The sequence below is a fragment of the Pseudomonas sp. NFX71 genome (assembly GCF_048079215.1).
Taxonomy (GTDB): domain Bacteria; phylum Pseudomonadota; class Gammaproteobacteria; order Pseudomonadales; family Pseudomonadaceae; genus Aquipseudomonas; species Aquipseudomonas fluorescens_B.
Map to the genome: position 1 here is coordinate 355,397 of NZ_CP182230.1, position 18,456 is coordinate 373,852.

Here is an 18,456-nt window from a genome sequence, read left to right on the forward strand (position 1 = left end):
CTCTGTAGGTTGTTCACTCGGGGCTTTTCCGGGAAATTGGAGGTGCGAACCAAACCAAGCACCCGGAGGCCCCGAGTGAACGCTCATAAAAATGCCCGATTAACCGTTTCCGGTCGAGCCCTTCTTGTTCAACGAATCCTTAAGGAAGGCCTGAGACCTGTTGAGGTAGCTCAGTCTCAAGGAGTCAGTGTTCGCACTGCCTACAAGTGGCTTAATCGCTATCGAGCTGAAGGCGAGGAAGGACTGCAGGATCGTTCGTCCCGCCCCAAGTTCTGTCCGCACGCGCTTCCTGAGATGCGCCAGGAACAAGTGCTTGAGCTACGTCGCCAGCGAAAAACCTATCGCCAAATCAGCCAGGACTTGAAGGTGGGACACAGCACTGTGGGCAGGTTATTGAGCCGTAACGGCCTCAACCGTTTGGCATACCTGGAGCCGCCACCGCCAGTGATTCGCTACGAATATTCTCAGCCCGGAGGTCTGCTTCACCTGGACATCAAGAAGCTGGGGCGTTTTAACAAACCAGGTCATCGAGTGACACGAGACCGCCTAAAAGGCCGCTCTTACCATGTCGGTTGGGAATACGCCCATGTTGCCATCGACGATAACAGTCGAGTGGCACACAGCGGTTTGTACGCAGACCAAAGTGGGCGTAGCGCCTGCCTCGCGCTGATCCGGGCCCTGCGCTACTACGCAAGCCTTGGCGTTTGCTTCGAGCGGGTAATGACCGATAACGGCCCTTGCTACAAGTCCGGACGTTTCAAGCGTCTATGTCGACGGCTGGGGCTTAAACACATCTATACCAAACCTTACACACCACGAACGAATGGCAAGGCAGAGCGATTTATCCAAACCGCTCTGCGCGAATGGGCCTACGCCAGAAGTTACGAAAGCTCAGACCAACGTGCGACCTACCTGACGTCGTGGTTGCACGAGTACAACTGGCATCGCCCGCATGCCAGCCTGAGTTATTTGCCACCAATTAGCCGAATAGCATCCGTGAACAACGTGGTGGGTTTACACAGCTAGCTCCCACAGAGGGAGCTGCGCTCGATGCACATTGTGAATCCACCGGAGATCCCTGTGGGAGCTAGCCTGCTAGCGATGAGGCCCGGTCAGGCAATACAAAATCCGCAGACAAAAAAAACCCCACCAGGCTCAACACCTGGCAGGGCTTCGATGACTCGGAACGTTACTTACGCAACATTCATCGTCTTGTGTGTATCAATCAAATGCTGCACCACACCTGGGTCCGCCAGGGTGGAGATATCCCCCAACCCATCGTATTCGGCCGTCGCAATCTTGCGCAGGATCCGGCGCATGATCTTGCCCGAACGCGTTTTCGGCAGCCCCGGCGCCCACTGAATCACATCCGGCGAAGCAATCGGGCCGATCTCTTTACGCACCCAGTTCTTCAGTTCCAGACGCAATTGCTCGCTCGTCTCTTCGCCAGCGTTCAGCGTCACGTAGACATAAATGCCCTGCCCCTTGATGTCGTGCGGCACGCCGACCACGGCAGCCTCGGCGACTTTCGGGTGAGCGACCATCGCGCTTTCGATTTCGGCGGTGCCCATACGGTGGCCGGACACGTTGAGCACGTCGTCCACGCGACCGGTGATCCAGTAGTAACCATCTTCGTCACGACGCGCACCGTCACCGGTGAAGTACATGCCACGGAAGGTCTTGAAGTAGGTATCGACGAAGCGGTCATGGTCGCCGTACAGCGTGCGCGCCTGACCCGGCCACGAATCGAGAATCACCAGGTTGCCCTCGGCCACGCCTTCGATGATGTTGCCCAGGTTGTCGACCAACGCCGGCACCACACCGAAGAACGGACGCGCCGCAGAACCCGGCTTGAGGGCGTGAGCGCCCGGCAGCGGGCTCATCATGTTGCCGCCGGTTTCGGTCTGCCACCAGGTATCGACGATCGGGCAACGGGACTTGCCCACATTCTTGTAGTACCAGTCCCATGCTTCCGGGTTGATCGGCTCACCCACCGAACCGAGCAGGCGCAAACTGCTGCCATCAGCACCTTCGACAGCGGCCTGACCCGACGCCATCATCGCGCGAATGGCGGTTGGCGCCGTGTAGAGAATGTTGACCTTGTGCTTGTCGACGATCTTCGCCACCCGAGTGATGTCCGGGTAGTTCGGCACGCCTTCGAACAGCAGCGTGGTCGCGCCGTTGGCCAATGGGCCGTAGACGATATAGCTGTGGCCGGTGACCCAGCCGACGTCGGCGGTGCACCAGTAGATTTCGCCCGGGCGGTAGTCGAACACGCGCTCATGGGTCATGGCCGCGTAAAGCAGGTAGCCGCCGGTGGTGTGCTGCACGCCTTTAGGCTTGCCGGTGGAGCCGGAGGTGTAAAGGATGAACAGCGCTTCTTCGGCGCCCATCTCTTTCGGCGCGCAGACACTGCCCGCCACTTTCATCAGGTCTTCAAACCAGATGTCGCGATGCTGGTTCCACTTGATGTCGCCACCGGTGCGCTTGCACACGATGACTTTCTGGATGCTGCTGGTTTCCGGGTTGGTCAGCGCGTCGTCGACGTTGGACTTGAGCGGGATCTTCTTGCCGGCACGGATGCCTTCGTCAGCGGTGATCACCACTTTGGATTTGCAGTCGATGATGCGACCGGCCAGGGCTTCCGGCGAGAAACCACCGAATACCACCGAGTGAATCGCGCCGATCCGGGTGCAGGCCAGCATGGCGACCACGGCTTCGGGGATCATCGGCATATAGATAGTCACCACGTCGCCGCGGTGCACATCCTGGCCGCGCAAGGCGTTGGCGAACTTGCAGACTTGTTCGTGCAGCTCGCGGTAGGTGATGTTGCGGCTTTCGGCAGGGTCATCCCCTTCCCAAATGATCGCCACTTGATCGCCGCGCTCGGCCAGATGACGGTCGAGGCAGTTGTAGGAAACGTTCAGGGTGCCGTCGGCGAACCATTTGATATCGACATGGTGGTCGTCGAAGGACGTCTGCTTCACCGTGGTGAAAGGCTTGATCCAGTCGAGGCGCTTGGCTTGTTCGCGCCAGAAGCCGTCCGGGTTGACGACGGACTGCTGGTACATCGCCTTGTAGGTCGCCTCGTCAGTCAGCGTATTGGCCAGAACCTCGGGACGAACGGGATACAGGGAAGCCGCACTCATCTTTCTTACCTCGGTGGAATAGTTGTTTTTGTATGACCCCAGTTGTAGCCGGGCCGGGGCTATAGAACCATTCGACGATGGTAGTAACAAGCCCCTACAAATTATCGTGATAAGCCTCTCGAACACACCGCACCCCCTGTGGGGGCGTGGCTTGCCCGGGAAGAACGATCACGCGGTCTACCTGAAAAACCCCGTCGAACGATCACCAATAAGCCGGCCATTACGAATGCTATTCCGCGATTGTTACGAAATCTGTCAAAGGTGTTTATCAAAACCCCACCTATATGAACGCCGCCCCCACGCCTAAAATCAGCCTCGCCAACAAGGCAAACCCTGATTAACCAAGTTGCAGCCCCCACGAAGGCAGTTAATCAAAAAACACCGGCAATCAAGTTCCACACGCAACCCCAAAAAGGTTGCGTGACCCCACTCGACCTCTAAAAGGTAAAACCGAAATGAAAGCTTTATTAGTTCTGGCCCTCTCCAGCCTGTGCGCAACCGCCATGGCAGACGAGGTCCCGACTGATGTCGCACAGCAACAACCGGCCATCGAGGAATACACTTACTCCACTCACCTGGACATCGCCAAAGTTATCTCCATGAGTGAAATCCCCAATGTGTGCGAAGTGGTCCCCATGAAAATGGAATACGACGACTCCAAAGGCCAACGCCACATTCTGCGCTACAGCATCATGGGTAACGGCTGCTCCAACGGCTAATCACCCGCACTCCCCTTTAACGGTTCGACCCACCCGCCCGCTGTACAAGGCAGATGAAGCGCCGAACCGTAAAGATCGATTATATCGATAGCTTCAAGCGTTTATTTGCGCTTTTTAATCAAATTAGTCGGCGTAGTATGAATTCCACACCAAGGCACACAACGCCAACGAACCTGGAGCCACTACCATGAAAGCCAAACTGATCATCGCCCTGACCCTGTCCGTGCTGGCCGCCAACACCTTCGCCGCTGACGGTTACGACCGCACCGGTTCGGCAGCATTCACCACTGCAGCGGCTGTCGCTTCTGACGGTTACGACCACACCGGCTCGGCTAAAGTCGCCGCCGATGGTGCCGATCACGTCGGTGCAGGCAAACTCGCTTCCGACGGCGCAGACCACGTCGGTGCAAGCAAACTCGCTTCCGACGGTGCAGACCACGTCGGTGCAAGCAAACTCGCTTCCGACGGTGCCGACCACGTCGGCGCAGGCAAACTCGCTTCCGATGGTGCAGACCACGTCGGTGCCGCTCGCCTGAGCTGATCATCGAGCGTGACTGACAGCCCGACTTCGGTCGGGCTTAGTTGTGTCTGCAGCCACCGAAAACCGACTCAAAACACAAGATGTAGTGAAAAACCCGTTTTTCTGGCTATTTTTTGAACAAAAAAGTAGTGCGTCAAAATTTAAGAAAAAAAATCTTCACCCGCGATATCCAGCCAAAGCCCTGTAAACCCTCGCTCCGACCGAAAAACCCTCCTTCTCGACCGCTCCATGCGCGGATTCGCCCCACCACGGCCGTAAAAATTTCCCTATAATGCCGGCTTAAACGGGCCTGCAATATTCCCTTACAGGGGTCAAAAGCCAGTCTGAAGCCCACGCAGAACTGTTCACGCTATCTGCGCCCATCAGCGGCTTCGGAACACCCGTACAAAATTCTGTTTGATGCCTGCGTATAGCTGTTGCAAAAAACGATATTTCTATAGATCCAACGCGGTCAGACCGACCGTGTGAAAAACCATCACACGGGCATCTGGCCCTCACGCAGGAGACGACACGTCATGCTGAGCTGGGACGAATTCGACAAAGAAGACAGCGGCGAGACCGTGGTAAAAGGCGCCAACGCCGGCCACGCGACTGAAGCCAACATGGACCGACTCGACACCGCTGGTGGTGTCGCCGCTCAAGAAGCTCGCGCCGTTACCGCGAACGACTCTGCCGCTATCGCCCGTGCCAAAGCAGCCCTGGACAACCTCGACATCGCTGAAGGCCTCGCCGAACTCGAAGGCGCCTCCGCCCGTGTCGCCGTTGACGAAAAGCGCATGATCAACTGCCGCGCCGACCTCAACCAACTCGTGCCTTTCAAGTACGACTGGGCCTGGCAGAAGTATCTGGACGGTTGCGCAAACCACTGGATGCCGCAAGAAGTCAACATGACCGCCGACATCGCCCTCTGGAAAGACCCGGAAGGCCTGACCGACGACGAGCGCCGCATCGTGATGCGCAACCTCGGCTTCTTCTCCACCGCCGACTCCCTGGTTGCCAACAACCTGGTCCTGGCCGTGTACCGCCTGATCACCAACCCGGAATGCCGCCAGTACATCCTGCGCCAGGCTTTCGAAGAGGCGATCCACACCCACGCCTACCAGTACTGCATCGAATCGTTGGCCATGGATGAAGGCGAGATCTTCAACATGTACCACGAGATCCCATCGGTCGCGAAAAAAGCCACTTGGGGCCTCAAATACACCCGCTCGATCTCCGATCCGAAGTTCGAAACCGGCACCATCGAAACCGACAAAGAACTGCTGCGTAACCTGATCGCCTACTACTGCGTTCTGGAAGGCATCTTCTTCTATTGCGGCTTTACCCAGATCCTCTCCATGGGCCGCCGCAACAAAATGACCGGCGTCGCCGAGCAGTTCCAGTACATCCTGCGCGACGAATCCATGCACCTGAACTTCGGCATCGACGTGATCAACCAGATCAAAATCGAAAACCCGCACTTGTGGGATGCTGAGATGAAGGAAGAAGCTTCGCAGATGATTCTGCAAGGCACTCAGCTGGAGATCGAATACGCTCGCGACACCATGCCTCGCGGCGTGTTGGGCATGAATGCGGCGATGATGGAGGACTACCTGAAGTTCATCGCTAACCGTCGTTTGTCGCAGATCGGGTTGAAGGAAGAGTATCCAGGGACGACTAACCCGTTCCCTTGGATGAGCGAGATTATGGACTTGAAGAAAGAGAAGAATTTCTTTGAGACTCGGGTTATTGAGTATCAGACTGGTGGTGCGTTGAGCTGGGATTGATTCCAAAGCCACAATTTGACGATTGCGATCTAAATCGACAAATCAAAATAGCAAAAGCCCCGATCTGATCGGGGTTTTTCTATTTCGGAATGGAGGTTCACCTCCTTACGCTCAGATTTGTAAACTCGGTGGAACTCGGCAGCTTGCTCAAGGTTCATTTCTTGCTCGCTACCCAGTGAACCGTTACCATTTATCGCACATACTGCGTGTCTCTTTGAGACCGCAACTCACATGAGCGCAACGGTGCGCTTTTTTTATTTCTGTCTTGGGCGCATCGACTAACTCAATGAAATATAAGGAATCTATCCCGGTCATCGACCTCTTTGCGGGCCCGGGCGGACTTGGGGAGGGATTCTCTTCAATCGGCGGCCATGAGAAGGGAGTGCGTAAGTTCCAACTGCGTGTCTCGATCGAGAAAGATCCCGTCGCTCACGCGACCTTATCCCTCCGCGCATTGTTTCGCGCCTTTCCGAAAGGTGAAGCCCCAGAGGCTTACTACCAATACATCCGGGGCGAAATTACTCGTGAAGAGCTTTTCAAGCATCCGGACGTCCCCGCGGAAGCCGTGGAAGCCGCGCAAGAAGCTAAGCTTGCAGAGCTTGGTAAAATTTCGCCCGATGAGGTCGATAGCTGGATAAAGGAAGCCCTGGTTGGCGCAGATGAATGGGTTCTCATTGGCGGCCCGCCGTGCCAAGCCTACTCTGTAGCAGGACGTGCTCGTCGAACACGCGAAAGCCAAGAGGAATTTGAAAGCGACGAAAAACACTTTCTCTACAAAGAGTACCTGCGGATTATTCGTGAGTTCAAACCAACTATCTTCGTGATGGAGAACGTTAAAGGCATACTTTCCTCGAAGCACAGTGGCTCGCACATCTTCCAACAAATTCTCGACGACCTCTCGGCTCCTGCGGGAGACCTCTCATACAACATTCGCTCCTTAGTTATCCCTAAAGACGCGGAAAAACCAGACCCACATGACTTTGTCATCCAAGCTGAACGTCACGGCCTTCCGCAGGCTCGACACAGGGTTATCCTGCTTGGCATTCGCTCTGACGTCGCTTCGGATTGTCCTGCTTTGTTGGAGCGCCCGCACAAGCTTGTAATGGAACCCAGCAAAACGGTTTTTACAGTCGGGCAGGCTTTATCAGGACTACCGCCCGTACGGAGCAAAATTTCAAGGGGGGGAGACTCCCTCGAAGCTTGGCTCTCCGCCTTGGATGACGCCAGCTCTATGCTTTTACGGCCCTATGTGGCCGGGCGGGGAGAATTGATAGATGCCATAAAAAAGGCGGCCCTCAATGCAAAGAGACTGAATTCCAGTGGCAGCGAGTTTATACCTTGGCAAGTAGAGCCAGAAATGAGTGCCAAGCAGCGTCAGTGGTTCCTCGACCCAAGACTTAAAGGGGTGCTACAGCACGAGGCGAGGAGTCATATGCGCTCTGACCTGCAGAGATATATTTTTGCAGCAAGCTATGCGAAGTTGTACGGCACCTCTCCAAAAATACATCAGTTCCCTGCGCAGCTGCTGCCAGCTCATGAAAACGTGTCTTCCGACTCCGTCCCCTTTAGTGACCGCTTCAGGGTTCAAATGGAGGATGGACCTTCTACCACCGTCGTCGCTCACATAGCGAAAGACGGGCACTACTACATACATCCGGATCCAAGCCAGTGTCGCAGTTTGACTGTTCGCGAAGCCGCCCGGCTTCAGACCTTTCCTGACAACTACTTTTTTGAGGGTAATAGAACCCAGCAGTACACACAGATCGGAAACGCGGTCCCACCGCTACTTGCTAGAAAAATTGCAGCTGTTGTTGCAGCAGTCATCGACTCCTATCGATCTGGAAAAAAAAGCCCAAGCAACACCGCGCAACTAATCGAACTAGACAGACTATCGAGCAACGTAATCAGCGCCGGATAGTTTGGGGGGGGGCAGCCCCCCCCCCCCGCCGACGACGAATTTTCAGCCAGCCTCTGCCAATGAAAATTCACGACTTACTAATTAACCCTGCGCCCATGGTTTTGGCCTTTCTCTCTAGCTCATGGGATGTCAGAGCGTCTCAGGAATATCTGCCAAGGGAGGGGAGAACGGTCGAGAGAACATAGCCTCTCGACACTCCGGACGCTTTGCCCATTCAGAAATCATCCTGCCATTTGCCGTCTCATGAAGACGATCATTGACTTCCCTAGCCCAAATTTCGATCTGTTTGACTAGCTGAGGAGAAATACCTTGTCTGCTCCAGACACGCTCATGGTTAAAGGAATTGCCGTAAGCTTGAGAAATTAATGCAACAGTGTAAGCAGCAACGTTCGCGAGGAAGGCAGGCACCAACGGCCGAGCAGTCTTGTGAACTGCCTTGAACAGCAAAGCTTTCGAGACAATAGCCTTAAAATAAGACACATCCGGAGTAAAAACCGTACCTTTAGCCTCAACGTCAGCCATGCCAGACATGAACCGATCAAAGCACTTCTGTGCGCCGAGACTGACAACATCAGCTTGCCCATCCCACGCAGTGGAGTACTTCGCCAACTCAGTTTTTGTTATTTTCCTCGAAGTTGGTACAGAGTCTCTCAGGGCGCGAAGCTTAGCTGGAGTGACACCTTCACGTGAAAGTAGAGTGTTGTAACTGCCCGCGGCCCTTTCGTAGAACCATCGGCCCATACCATCAGGGCAGTATACGGAAAGCGATAACCGCTCAATCTCAACATGGAACGGCTTGTTGGCTGATAGATCTGATTGCCGAACAGCATTTTGACTGTTGGCATAACGCGAGATGTCGGAGACCAGCGCCTCTTCCTTTGCAGGATCCTGCTCTTTCATAACGATAATTTTGGCTGGGACGCGAACCTTGCTCAAATCCGTATCTGCGTATTTTTTCTTGGCAAAGAAAATTGAAGCTGTGGTTTGGCCGCCATTTACAATTTGCATGCCACGTAACCAAGCAATGCCCGGCGATCCATCTACGGCGCGACCCAACCGCATCTCATCAGCGACTAACACAATCCCATTGTTGTAAGCCATGAATCTTTCAGGGGCATTCCGTAAAGTATTCTGTAGTCCTGCGTTCACACCTTTCGCCTTCACGCTTAAGAATGAGCGCACGTTGGCCTCAAGCAGGCGAGGTCCAAATTTCTCATAGATAAATCGCAGCGCCTCACCTGGAATTGCGGTAAGAGCATAGTCATAATCTCCTGTTTCACCTGGGACGAAAACGCAGGGTAGTGGAGAACCTGACACATCTTTGAAATCAACGACAAGTTCATCACGAGGCTTGCCTTCAGAACGATGGCGATAAAGTCGCTCAATATCCATCACCTCAAGTTTCACAAGTTTTTCGCCAACTTCTCGAGATTGGAAGCTTTTGGACTTGGCTATACCGTCCGTAAGTACATAAACACGAACCTGTTCAAGCCCGTCGTAAATTTCTCGAATCGTCAGCGCTAGGGAATGGACGTCGCTTGATGGATCGAGCTTTTCGGCAATGCGCCCGGCTGCACAGAGTTCCAAGAAACGAACGCATTGGGCCGCTGCAGTCTTGATATCTTGATCGGAAACCGGACTCAGGCTTTCAAAGCCTTCATACAAACTTACGAACAGGTCAAGCTGGTCAGCGTCTTCAGACATTGCATAGCCGCTTAAGCGTAAATTCGCATTGCCAACTTTCCCCTGAAAGTGGCACACAACTGGATCGAAAGTCATTCCGGCTTCAGCAAGGTGTTGCATCACCACTTCAGAGAAAATGAGTTCACCAAAAGGGGCGCCGTCAGACATCTGGTTCGCTATTTCGCCCTTGGTCTCTGCGAAAAAATCATCAAGCGTCATCCAGTTACTCCTAGAAGTTTCAGAGCCGAGTCGAGGTCCAAGAGGTACTCTCCGGCGTGGTCCAGATTGATTTCGTAAAGGGCTCGCGTGATACCAACAGGAACGATTCCCGTGGTCAGTCGAGGGAAGCCCTCGGATACCGCAAAAATTCTCGTCTCCTTCGGTTCGAACCTGCGTGTGTAATTGCTCGAGTGAATTTCGGAATATCCGGCAACCATAAGCCTATCTTTAAGGAAGTTGATCGCTTCTGGCACTTCGCGAAGAAGACGCGAGGCCTGCTCGACCATTTCAGGAAGGGTGAGCCCGCCATCCTCAGAAGCAAACCGTACGGCAGCGAGAAAGAGGGGCGACGCCACCGAGTCATCCAACTGCTCAAGGGAGCTTATCTTCACAGGGAAGCCAGATGAGGACATTGTTGCCTTTACCTCAACCGCTCCGTCACCCAATAGGAAATCCTGCAGAGCATCGTCGGGCCCAACCCAGCCTCTGAGCACTTCCTCAGCACAAACTCCAGAGTTTATAAGAGTAACCATAAAGGCGAGTTCTCCCATTAGGCCAAGCTCAGCCTCAGGACTGAGTGGAACAGGTCCGCGAGACATAAACTGTTGCCACATTCGAACCCTGCGCAACATCGTCCGCAAAACAGCATCCTCGCCCTCTGCAACGCAAGCATCCATGGCTCCGGCGACGTCACCGACCATCTCTGAGAACAGTTCGGTGCTGCCGGCTTCCTTGCGTGACAGCGCTATCCACGTCTTGCCGTCGCCACGAGGATCCGCCCGGACGACCTCGAAGCCTCTGCCCTCAGGCAGGCGCTCGGACGATCCGAGTCGGGCCGTCGGGAAGCGAGCAAGAAGAGACTCTTCGTTGCCAGGGCAACGCCGGGCAGCCATGAGCTCGCAAGTCCCGACGGAAGCCACCGGAATACCAAGCCAGCCACCCTCCTCTCCTTTACTACCGGACAGTGCGCCCCAAGCTGCGATGAACTCGTCAATAGGCCGGCGCATACTCAGTCTCCCAGAGCAGGTGATCCACTTCGTACTTGACAGTTGTCGACGAGCGGCTCGCAGGGAAGCTCACACCGAAGCCGATGACGGGAACAGCGTCCTCAGGGAGTCCTGCACCGCTCGGGTCAATGGGGTATATAAGTAAAAGTCCTCGCTCGGGATGACCGAGGACTCCTTTTGCACCCAACCCTCGAACCTGTCGCACGAAGACACCGCTCGGTGCTTTAGGTGGCTCCTTGCCTGTCTCCTCGGTTCTTCGCGCAGGATCCATCATCCTATCGTCGACGGTGAGGTTTAGAGCAGCCATCCAAGCATCCTCATCGAGATCAATCGATTCGTCTCTGGGCGAAAGAAGTCGCCCAATGGAGTAGTGCTCCCCTTTCGAACTTGGGTTTTGGTTTCGTACGATCATGTTTTCCAGAGCGTATTTTTCGCAAAATATGCGATCCTTTCCGTCGCTGCCGCCTACAAGAGCAATGGTCCAGGACGTAAGCTCCCCCTTCGCTGCCATCACCTTAACGAAGTCAGCCAAGACGGCGCTGTTCACCTTCCGCGCGGCAGGATGAGTCAGATATCCGGAGAAGAACTCGATAACGTGCTCTGCTGGGACGTTATCCCAGAGGAACCCTTTCCACTCCTGAGCGCTATCGCCTCTTTTGCGTATGATTTCATCTTTTTCTGCGGGAACTCCGGCAGCTTCGAGGAGCCTCTCCATGACTACTAGATTTCTCTCGATGACAGACGAATCACGATGGAACGCGACTGTCTCAAGAACCGATCCACAAAAGGACACCTGCAAACTTTTTGCGCTACGCATCTTGATCGGCGAGGTAACCATGAGAACGGGGTGCGACTGAACCTTCATGCCGTAATTCTCTGGGGTGGCATGTACCTTAGCCATGATGTCGAACTCTTGGCGAAGCTCCTCTGCTGCATCGGCAATGTGCCCGAACCACTCGACGAGATCGGAGGTTGTGTAGAGACGGCAGAGATCGAGGTATCCAGGCCGGTAGCCGAACCAGCGACCCATTTGCATTAAGGTGTCGTACATCTTCGTGGTTCTCACGAAATAGCTGACGCAGAGCCCTTCGAGAGTCAGGCCTCGGGCGAGTTTGTCTCCGCCTACGGCGATTACCTTGAGGCCGGTCTCTTCGCGTTCAGCGTAATCAAGTACGTCCCCGGCCGAACCGTTGATCGCCCTGACGCTGTTGGCCAAATCCCCCAGAACATCAGCAAGAACAGCTTCCACCTCCTCCCACCCGGGGAGGTTGAACTCTTCGCTAGTCTCCCCCATGGCCGTCGCCACAGCGGCCGACGTCGGAGCGAAGTCGGACTCCCAGAGATCCCGCCACTCCGCCATCAGCTTGTCTTTCTCGAAGCCGCGCTCCACCCGCTGGCGATAGCTCTTCACAAGATCCTCAACTTGACGGCGAACCTCCTCCTGAACGGCGGTGTAACGAGTTACGTGAATTAACATCGAGCAGTGTTGGCGGCCCTGTCCGCGCAGAACACGGACGGCGCACGCCAGAACGAAAACCGATACCGCTTCCCTGAGGGATGGGGGTACCTCGTCACGCCCTTCAAACAGGGGAACATGGTTCTTGTCGTGCCTAGGAGGCATCCAGCCGTCTTCACCTGTGCCGGCTGCCTGATCGTCAATCTCGCGAGTAAGCGGCAGACCGCCGACCCGCCCCTCTGGTGCGCGCAGACCGAAGACACGGGCAGGGCCGATGTAATTCGAGGGTGCAGAGATGTTGATGATGAATGACTGCGGGAACACGTCGGGCCCCTCCTCCTTCGTCGCCTTCCTCCGATCAATGAAAATGTTTGCGAACGGTGTTGCGGTGTACCCCACGTAAGCTTTTCGGGAGAAGGAATGGAGGATCTTTCGGATGCGGCTATTGATCGCCTTCGGCTGGTATTCATCGTCCACTGAGCCGTCTTTGCTTACGACTTGGTCCCCGGTATCGACGGAGGCGTGATCAGCCTCGTCATCAATCAGAAGCAGAGGAAAGCCTGAGACTAGCGGGCGACCTTCAGCGTCCTTGGAGTCCGCGACATGGTTGCGAATCCATTTCAGGAGACGATCAAGCACCGTCTTGTTCTTTTTGACGACGAATAGCCAAGGCCTCTGCTCAGGGGAGATAGCTAGGTGTTTCGCGATTTTTGTATTGAAGTCGCCGTTGTCCGAGCGGTTGGTCGCGCAGTTTGGGCGAATTTCGGCGTCACGTCCGTTCTCGCCTACTCCGATGTAGCGGACGACATCATTCTTCGCCGAGGTCTCATAGCCGAGAAAGCCTTCTTCAAGGCGAATTTGGGTTTGCGAGCGCAGATTGTTGTGCAGGCCGGCAAGCACAATGATGATCTTGTATCCCGCGTCAGCCGCTTTGCATATCAGGCCAGTGTAGTTGCCCGTCTTGCCGGACTGGACATGTCCAACGACAAGCCCGCGCCTATCCCAGCCTTCCTCACGAAGAGGATCCTCAAGCAGTTCGAGAATTTTATTCGTCGCATCATCTAGAGCATCCACGGCCTTGACAGACATCTTACTCTCAAGGAAATCGCGGTAGCGCTGCCAGTAACGCCAGTCCCTTTTGCGAGCGGCATTAAGCCAGTCCTTATGGCCAGTCTTGTCTGACAGAGTGGACGCTCCACCGATCCATAGGCTGAATCGACGAATGAGTTCTGCCACGGCCTCCTTCCGGTCGACATTTTCGCCTGGGGCCATATGCGTCGCGACAAAGTCGACTTTTTCGGCGATGAGGGTCGGCGTGACCGAGCCATTCTCCATAGCCTCGACCAAGAAAGTTTGAGCGACACTAACGACGCGCTGAAATACCTTGTTCTGCTCTTCCGTCATTATGCAGTCCCTTCTAGGGGTATTGCCGCGAGGCTCGGAAGGGACGCGACGAGATTAGGGTAGTTCTGAAAAGGCTCCGTCAAGGACAAGGCTTTGACGGCCGCTTCGGGATTCATTCCACGTCGCCCCACCATGTCCTTAAAAAGCGTCAGGAGGACAGTTCGGACGCCGTCAGGAGCCGTTTCGGACTCTCCTGAGAAGCCGGTTATAGGGGTATCTTTGTTTTCGGCGGTGTCGAGCCATATTCTTTGGACAGGCACTGTTTCCTCTACAACCCGTAGCATGGCCCGAACGAGGTCAGCATTAACGCCAACAGCCTCAATCACCGCCGCCACTGCTGGATGTCTCTCGTCGATGCGGTAGCGCACACCATCCTTAAGCCTCTCGACACGCCATGCCTGTTGCTCAACCTTGAGACCTCCCGGCCCAAGCATTGGCGTACCCCGAAAAGCAAAGACTCTTCTAGCTCTTTCTCTCGTATCCTCAGCCAATTTCGTAAGCCATGGACGCACTGTCACGGGAGGCCGGGCAGTGGACTTTTTGACGTCTATCTTCCAAGCAGAATCGGCAGTATTAGGGATGTCCAACCTGATCCTGGCAAGCCGGTGAGGCTCCTCTCGATTCCATGCGCGTCCCTGGCCAATCCCAAGCCACCCGCCTGCTAGAAGCAAACGACGGTTCCGATATACGTAAAATCCTTGTTGAGACGTCCACCCCTCTGCCCCCCCCGCCTTACGGAACTCATCTTCGGAAAGCCGATCTTTGTGTGGTAAAACGTGGCATTGAGCCTCCACTAGGCCTGATGGCGTGAGGATTCGGGCGACTGGCGAATGCCACGGCTTCGCAGGGTGCCCCGTCATAAAGGGATCCCATGGACTGACCAACTTGTCATTGAGGAAAAGCCGGATAACCGGGCTCGCTCCTTCTAAAAGGCGATGAAAAACCATTGCCAGACGAAGTTCAACATCGTCTACCAAGTCGGCAAAGTGATCGAGGGAATAGCCAGGAGTTACAATTCGGTCCAACTGCTCCCAGAGTACTATTGTCCCGGAGTGGAGTGCATCGACCGGCTCAACGAAAGCTTCGGAGCCACGAGCTGCTCCTTCAAACATCCTCCACCCAACGTCCGTCGATGCCGCAATGGCATCGAGATCCCAACGCAGGCAAGAAACTGGGCCGCTCATCCGTCTAGACGCAACAGTGAGACAGCGGCACTGAGAAAAGGATGCGGTTTTTAAGCCCATCCCAAAACGACCAAGATCATTAGGTGCACGGTCATCGAGAGGATTCTTAGCGCCAAGCGTCATTGCGGCCTCTAACTCGGCGTCGTCCATGCCTCGTCCGTTGTCCAAGATGGAAATTCGACTTCTATCGCCATCCCAGTCGAACGTAACATGAACTTCTGACGCTCCGGCGGAAACACCGTTATCGATCACATCAGCTAAAGCTGCGGCAGTCGAGTATCCGAGACCACGTAAAGCTTCTAGCATTGCGCCGGCTCGCGGCGGGGCATACCTGGTGCGTTCGTTCATTTGACGTAGGTAGTTCCAGAAAGAAGCGAGAAACCAATATCAACCATTCGGCGAGCTACTTTACGAACTTGCGCATCCTGCTGTGCTGGCAGTAATACGTGAATTCGGCCATCACCAGAAGGCTGCTCTTCAACGCTGAGGCCAAGGGCCCTAGCTTCATTTAGAAGATCGAATAAACGTCCTTCCTGAGGAATGACACTTGTCTCCTCCTGAGACTCGGACAAAGCAGGCTCATCTAAGATCTGATGGATAATCTCCAAACTCTCAGCTACCGAATGAGGAGGCTCATTTGCACCAAAGTTTTTGGCACGGCCAGTTATGACTTCCCCTGACTGGTCCCCGGAGGAGAGGGACTGTTTTACCTCGAAGTAGTCGCCCACATACAGGATTAACTTTTCCATTCTTATCGGATGGCATAGTTTTTTAAGTGCCTTGGACTCGATTTGTCGAATACGTTCACGAGTAACATCAAATAATAAACCAATCTCTTCCAAGGTCATGGCGTCATCTTGGCACAAGCCAAAACGGAGAGTAATGACCTTGGCCGAACGCTCGTCAAGTTCTCCAATCATGTCTAACAAAATTGCCCGTAAAGAAGCGTTTTCTGCAGCAATCGCCGGGTCTGATGGCTCCTCCTCCATAAGGATATCGAGCAGGGAGGTTGTGGAGCCTTCAAAGCGTTCATCCAAACTGCTGACCTTCTCGAATACCGTCAAAAGAAGCTTGAGCTTATCGAGGGCTATCCCCGTCCGATGGGATGTCTCGCGCTCGCTTTCAGCTCCTCCCCTCTGAAATTCGAACTTATCCCGTTCACGTAAAATACTCCTCGCCAGGTCTTGCATGTGAACGGGAACACGGACCGCTCGCTCCTGATTAGCAATTGCACGCGTAATTTGCTGGCGAATCCACCAGGTCGCGTAAGTGGAAAACCTGAATCCTTTGCGCCAGTCGAAGCGTTCGACCGCCCTCATTAGACCTATATTGCCTTCCTGCACAAGATCATCAAAAGGAAGCTCAGACCACCGATACTTATTGGCTATAGAAAGCACCAAACGAAGGTTGGAAAGAATCATCCTTTCCCGCGCCGCTTCTTGGCGTTGAATTGCAGCAGAGAAGCTTGCACCTGCCAAATCACAATCTGCCTTTCTCGAAATCTCGATGAAAAAAACTCGGGAAAGATTGGCGGCAGCAAGTGCATCACGGACTTTCAAGGAGTCATTGCCGGCAGAACGTGCAGCTGAAACTGCAGAGACAAAGGTTGCTGCAACCGAATCAAGTCCGAATTCATCGTCCTCGTGCTCAACATCCTCACCGGAAGATGTCTCACTAGCGCTCTCGCTACCCTCACCTTCGCCAACAAGATCATCTCGAGAGATGAACGCCTCTTGACTTGCTTCGCCGCGAGCTACCTTGTCGGCAGCTTCAAAAACGACGCTAAGGCCCAAGGGCCAATTCGAGAGCGCATCCAGCGCCTGCCTCTTTGCGTCCTCCATTTCCCGGCCTAACGCTAATTCCTCTGCTGCCAGGAGTAGGTCTTTTTTCAACCCCTTTGCGTAGAATCTTAGCGGCTCATTGCGACCTGATGCGAGGTTTTCAACGAACTCCAAAGCCTCTGATAGCCCAAGTTCTTCGTCAGCAGTCGGTTCAAGAAGATCCGACTGCTCGGCCGACCCCGTCCACTCATCGATCACAATGCCGAGATCGCCCAAAACGAAAGTCAGAAGACGTTCAGTATCTTCATTGCGAGAAGTGTCAACTTCTCGACATACATCGATAAGAGCTGTCTCGGATACAGTACCTTCGCGCAATCCCCGGAAGAGCAAGCCACGAATACCCTCGCCATCATCATTCGCTAACGGAAGCGCCCTTTCTGGAAGAAACAGATCGACATCGTCCCACTCCACATCGGTGTCGATCGCCTTGTGATGACCTATCGTTCCTTGAAGCGTGCCGATTTCTTCGGCTACGGTCATGTCCCCATTTGGGGCAATCGCTTCGGGCTCCGCTACCCAATCATCTTCGAATCCAAAATCGAGAGGCTCATCGTCTAGGTCAATTAGATTTGAACGTGTCTCTGCTTCGCCATTCACGACGACATGCTCGCCTGCTCGGAGGCAAGGCCGCTCCTCGCATATAGCGGACCCAGCTACTGGGAAAGCGTCAGACACAACGACTTCATCGACCTGAGACGCCACATCAGTCCTTGCATCCTCTGCATTGTGATACGACGATTCACTCGAAAAGGAGAGATGAAAGGACTCCGTCGCCTGCACGTCGGTCTGAGGCGAATCCTCATCAGTTACGTCGTTTTCATTTACCTGGACAGAAGAGTCAAGAGCCTCTCTCAACAGAGCGATACATTGGGCACACTTCCCCATCTCCGCGTGTTGGAGAGCGTTCCGGCCTTCGGGGTCGAGAAGCTCCGGCTTCGCGCCAGCAGCGAGAAGCAGCTGCACAATGCCTTTTTTCCTTCGAGCGCAGGCCAGCATCAGAGGAGTAGCGCCTCCTCCGTCGCGTGCGTTGAGGTCGTCACCCCGCGCTATGTGGAGTTTGACTGCGACCTCGACACCGGCGATGGTCGCCATGCGCAACAGAGGGTTGAGCTTAACCACGGAGCGACCGACATACCCATGAACTCGCCTCATAAGTCGCTTCCGCAACATTGACTAGAGAGATGAGTTGGATGCAGATATCAATTTTCAGGGGCGAATCCTTGTCCATGTTGCACTCCTCTAAGACTCGCGACTCATAGCCAACCTCAAAGCTGGCATGACCTCAAGGACAAAGTAATTGAATGTAAGGCCTTCAGAAATCAATTATGTGGATATGGCATTAAGAGGCTTGAAATGGCCCAATGCCATTCACAATATCCACTTGTCATAAGCGCGTAAAGGAAGAGCGGAGCCGCCGCCGGAGCCCGGAACAAAAAAACCAACGGTGATTGAAAAATCTTGAGTCCAAGCGGAGCGTATCGGTACCGTCCCCGTAGGAGAGGTTGCTGCATTGTGCAAATGAATCCAGTCACTATAGGGATCAACCTGCGCGAACTTCAGCAAAGAGAA

At 54.4% G+C, this 18,456-nt stretch carries 11 protein-coding genes; 5 read left to right on the forward strand and 6 right to left on the reverse strand.

What is annotated here, in order from left to right; translation table 11 throughout:
* Positions 1-75: 75 nt before the first annotated feature.
* On the forward strand, positions 76-1,026 hold the full coding sequence (locus tag ACM1ZW_RS01670; protein WP_080995117.1) for an IS481 family transposase: 951 nt from the start codon (positions 76-78) through the stop codon (positions 1,024-1,026).
* 167 nt (positions 1,027-1,193) lie between these two features.
* On the opposite strand, the gene acs is transcribed toward ACM1ZW_RS01670, so the two are convergent.
* The gene (acs, locus tag ACM1ZW_RS01675) at positions 1,194-3,149 is read right to left on the reverse strand and encodes an acetate--CoA ligase (RefSeq protein WP_017340230.1); all 1,956 of its coding nucleotides are present in this window, start codon (positions 3,147-3,149) and stop codon (positions 1,194-1,196) included.
* Positions 3,150-3,604: 455 nt separating this feature from the next.
* On the opposite strand from acs, the gene ACM1ZW_RS01680 reads away from it, so the two are divergent.
* From ACM1ZW_RS01680 to ACM1ZW_RS01695, 4 genes are all read left to right on the forward strand, one after another.
* Entirely contained in the window at positions 3,605-3,868 is a 264-nt protein-coding gene (locus ACM1ZW_RS01680; protein ID WP_017340231.1) for a DUF2790 domain-containing protein, read from the forward strand.
* 187 nt (positions 3,869-4,055) lie between these two features.
* Positions 4,056-4,409, forward strand: coding sequence for a hypothetical protein (locus ACM1ZW_RS01685; RefSeq protein ID WP_416740058.1), 354 nt, complete (start codon positions 4,056-4,058; stop codon positions 4,407-4,409).
* 515 nt (positions 4,410-4,924) lie between these two features.
* Positions 4,925-6,175 (forward strand): ribonucleotide-diphosphate reductase subunit beta, encoded by a 1,251-nt coding sequence (locus tag ACM1ZW_RS01690; RefSeq protein WP_416740059.1) that lies wholly within the window; start codon positions 4,925-4,927, stop codon positions 6,173-6,175.
* 286 nt (positions 6,176-6,461) lie between these two features.
* On the forward strand, positions 6,462-8,093 hold the full coding sequence (locus ACM1ZW_RS01695; protein ID WP_416740060.1) for a DNA cytosine methyltransferase: 1,632 nt from the start codon (positions 6,462-6,464) through the stop codon (positions 8,091-8,093).
* 129 nt (positions 8,094-8,222) lie between these two features.
* On the opposite strand, the gene ACM1ZW_RS01700 is transcribed toward ACM1ZW_RS01695, so the two are convergent.
* From ACM1ZW_RS01700 to ACM1ZW_RS01720, 5 genes are read right to left on the reverse strand one after another with little or no spacing between them, the layout of a single operon-like run.
* Entirely contained in the window at positions 8,223-9,995 is a 1,773-nt protein-coding gene (locus ACM1ZW_RS01700; protein ID WP_416740061.1) for an AIPR family protein, read from the reverse strand.
* Positions 9,992-11,002: a PD-(D/E)XK motif protein gene (locus ACM1ZW_RS01705; protein WP_416740062.1), complete on the reverse strand. Its 1,011-nt coding sequence runs from the start codon at positions 11,000-11,002 to the stop codon at positions 9,992-9,994. Before ACM1ZW_RS01705 ends, ACM1ZW_RS01700 begins: the two co-directional genes overlap by 4 nt.
* Entirely contained in the window at positions 10,986-13,862 is a 2,877-nt protein-coding gene (locus ACM1ZW_RS01710) for a Z1 domain-containing protein (protein ID WP_416740063.1), read from the reverse strand. The genes ACM1ZW_RS01705 and ACM1ZW_RS01710 overlap by 17 nt, the downstream gene beginning before the upstream one ends.
* Positions 13,862-15,394 carry an ATP-binding protein gene (locus tag ACM1ZW_RS01715; protein WP_416740064.1) on the reverse strand — a complete coding sequence of 511 codons (1,533 nt, stop codon included), beginning with the start codon at positions 15,392-15,394 and terminating at the stop codon, positions 13,862-13,864. Before ACM1ZW_RS01715 ends, ACM1ZW_RS01710 begins: the two co-directional genes overlap by 1 nt.
* Positions 15,391-18,057, reverse strand: a complete 2,667-nt coding sequence (locus ACM1ZW_RS01720; protein ID WP_416740065.1) for a sigma-70 family RNA polymerase sigma factor — start codon at positions 18,055-18,057, stop codon at positions 15,391-15,393. The genes ACM1ZW_RS01715 and ACM1ZW_RS01720 overlap by 4 nt, the downstream gene beginning before the upstream one ends.
* Between the last annotated feature and the right edge of the window lie 399 nt (positions 18,058-18,456).

Bases quoted from the DNA above. Each gene is read 5' to 3' on its own strand.
- ACM1ZW_RS01710 (WP_416740063.1), bottom strand. From the start codon at position 13,862: ATGACGGAAGAGCAGAACAAGGTATTTCAGCGCGTCGTTAGTGTCGCT.
- ACM1ZW_RS01720 (WP_416740065.1), bottom strand. From the start codon at position 18,057: ATGTTGCGGAAGCGACTTATGAGGCGAGTTCATGGGTATGTCGGTCGC.
- ACM1ZW_RS01680 (WP_017340231.1), top strand. From the start codon at position 3,605: ATGAAAGCTTTATTAGTTCTGGCCCTCTCCAGCCTGTGCGCAACCGCC.
- ACM1ZW_RS01700 (WP_416740061.1), bottom strand. From the start codon at position 9,995: ATGACGCTTGATGATTTTTTCGCAGAGACCAAGGGCGAAATAGCGAAC.
- ACM1ZW_RS01715 (WP_416740064.1), bottom strand. From the start codon at position 15,394: ATGAACGAACGCACCAGGTATGCCCCGCCGCGAGCCGGCGCAATGCTA.
- ACM1ZW_RS01685 (WP_416740058.1), top strand. From the start codon at position 4,056: ATGAAAGCCAAACTGATCATCGCCCTGACCCTGTCCGTGCTGGCCGCC.
- acs (WP_017340230.1), bottom strand. From the start codon at position 3,149: ATGAGTGCGGCTTCCCTGTATCCCGTTCGTCCCGAGGTTCTGGCCAAT.
- ACM1ZW_RS01695 (WP_416740060.1), top strand. From the start codon at position 6,462: ATGAAATATAAGGAATCTATCCCGGTCATCGACCTCTTTGCGGGCCCG.
- ACM1ZW_RS01690 (WP_416740059.1), top strand. From the start codon at position 4,925: ATGCTGAGCTGGGACGAATTCGACAAAGAAGACAGCGGCGAGACCGTG.
- ACM1ZW_RS01705 (WP_416740062.1), bottom strand. From the start codon at position 11,002: ATGCGCCGGCCTATTGACGAGTTCATCGCAGCTTGGGGCGCACTGTCC.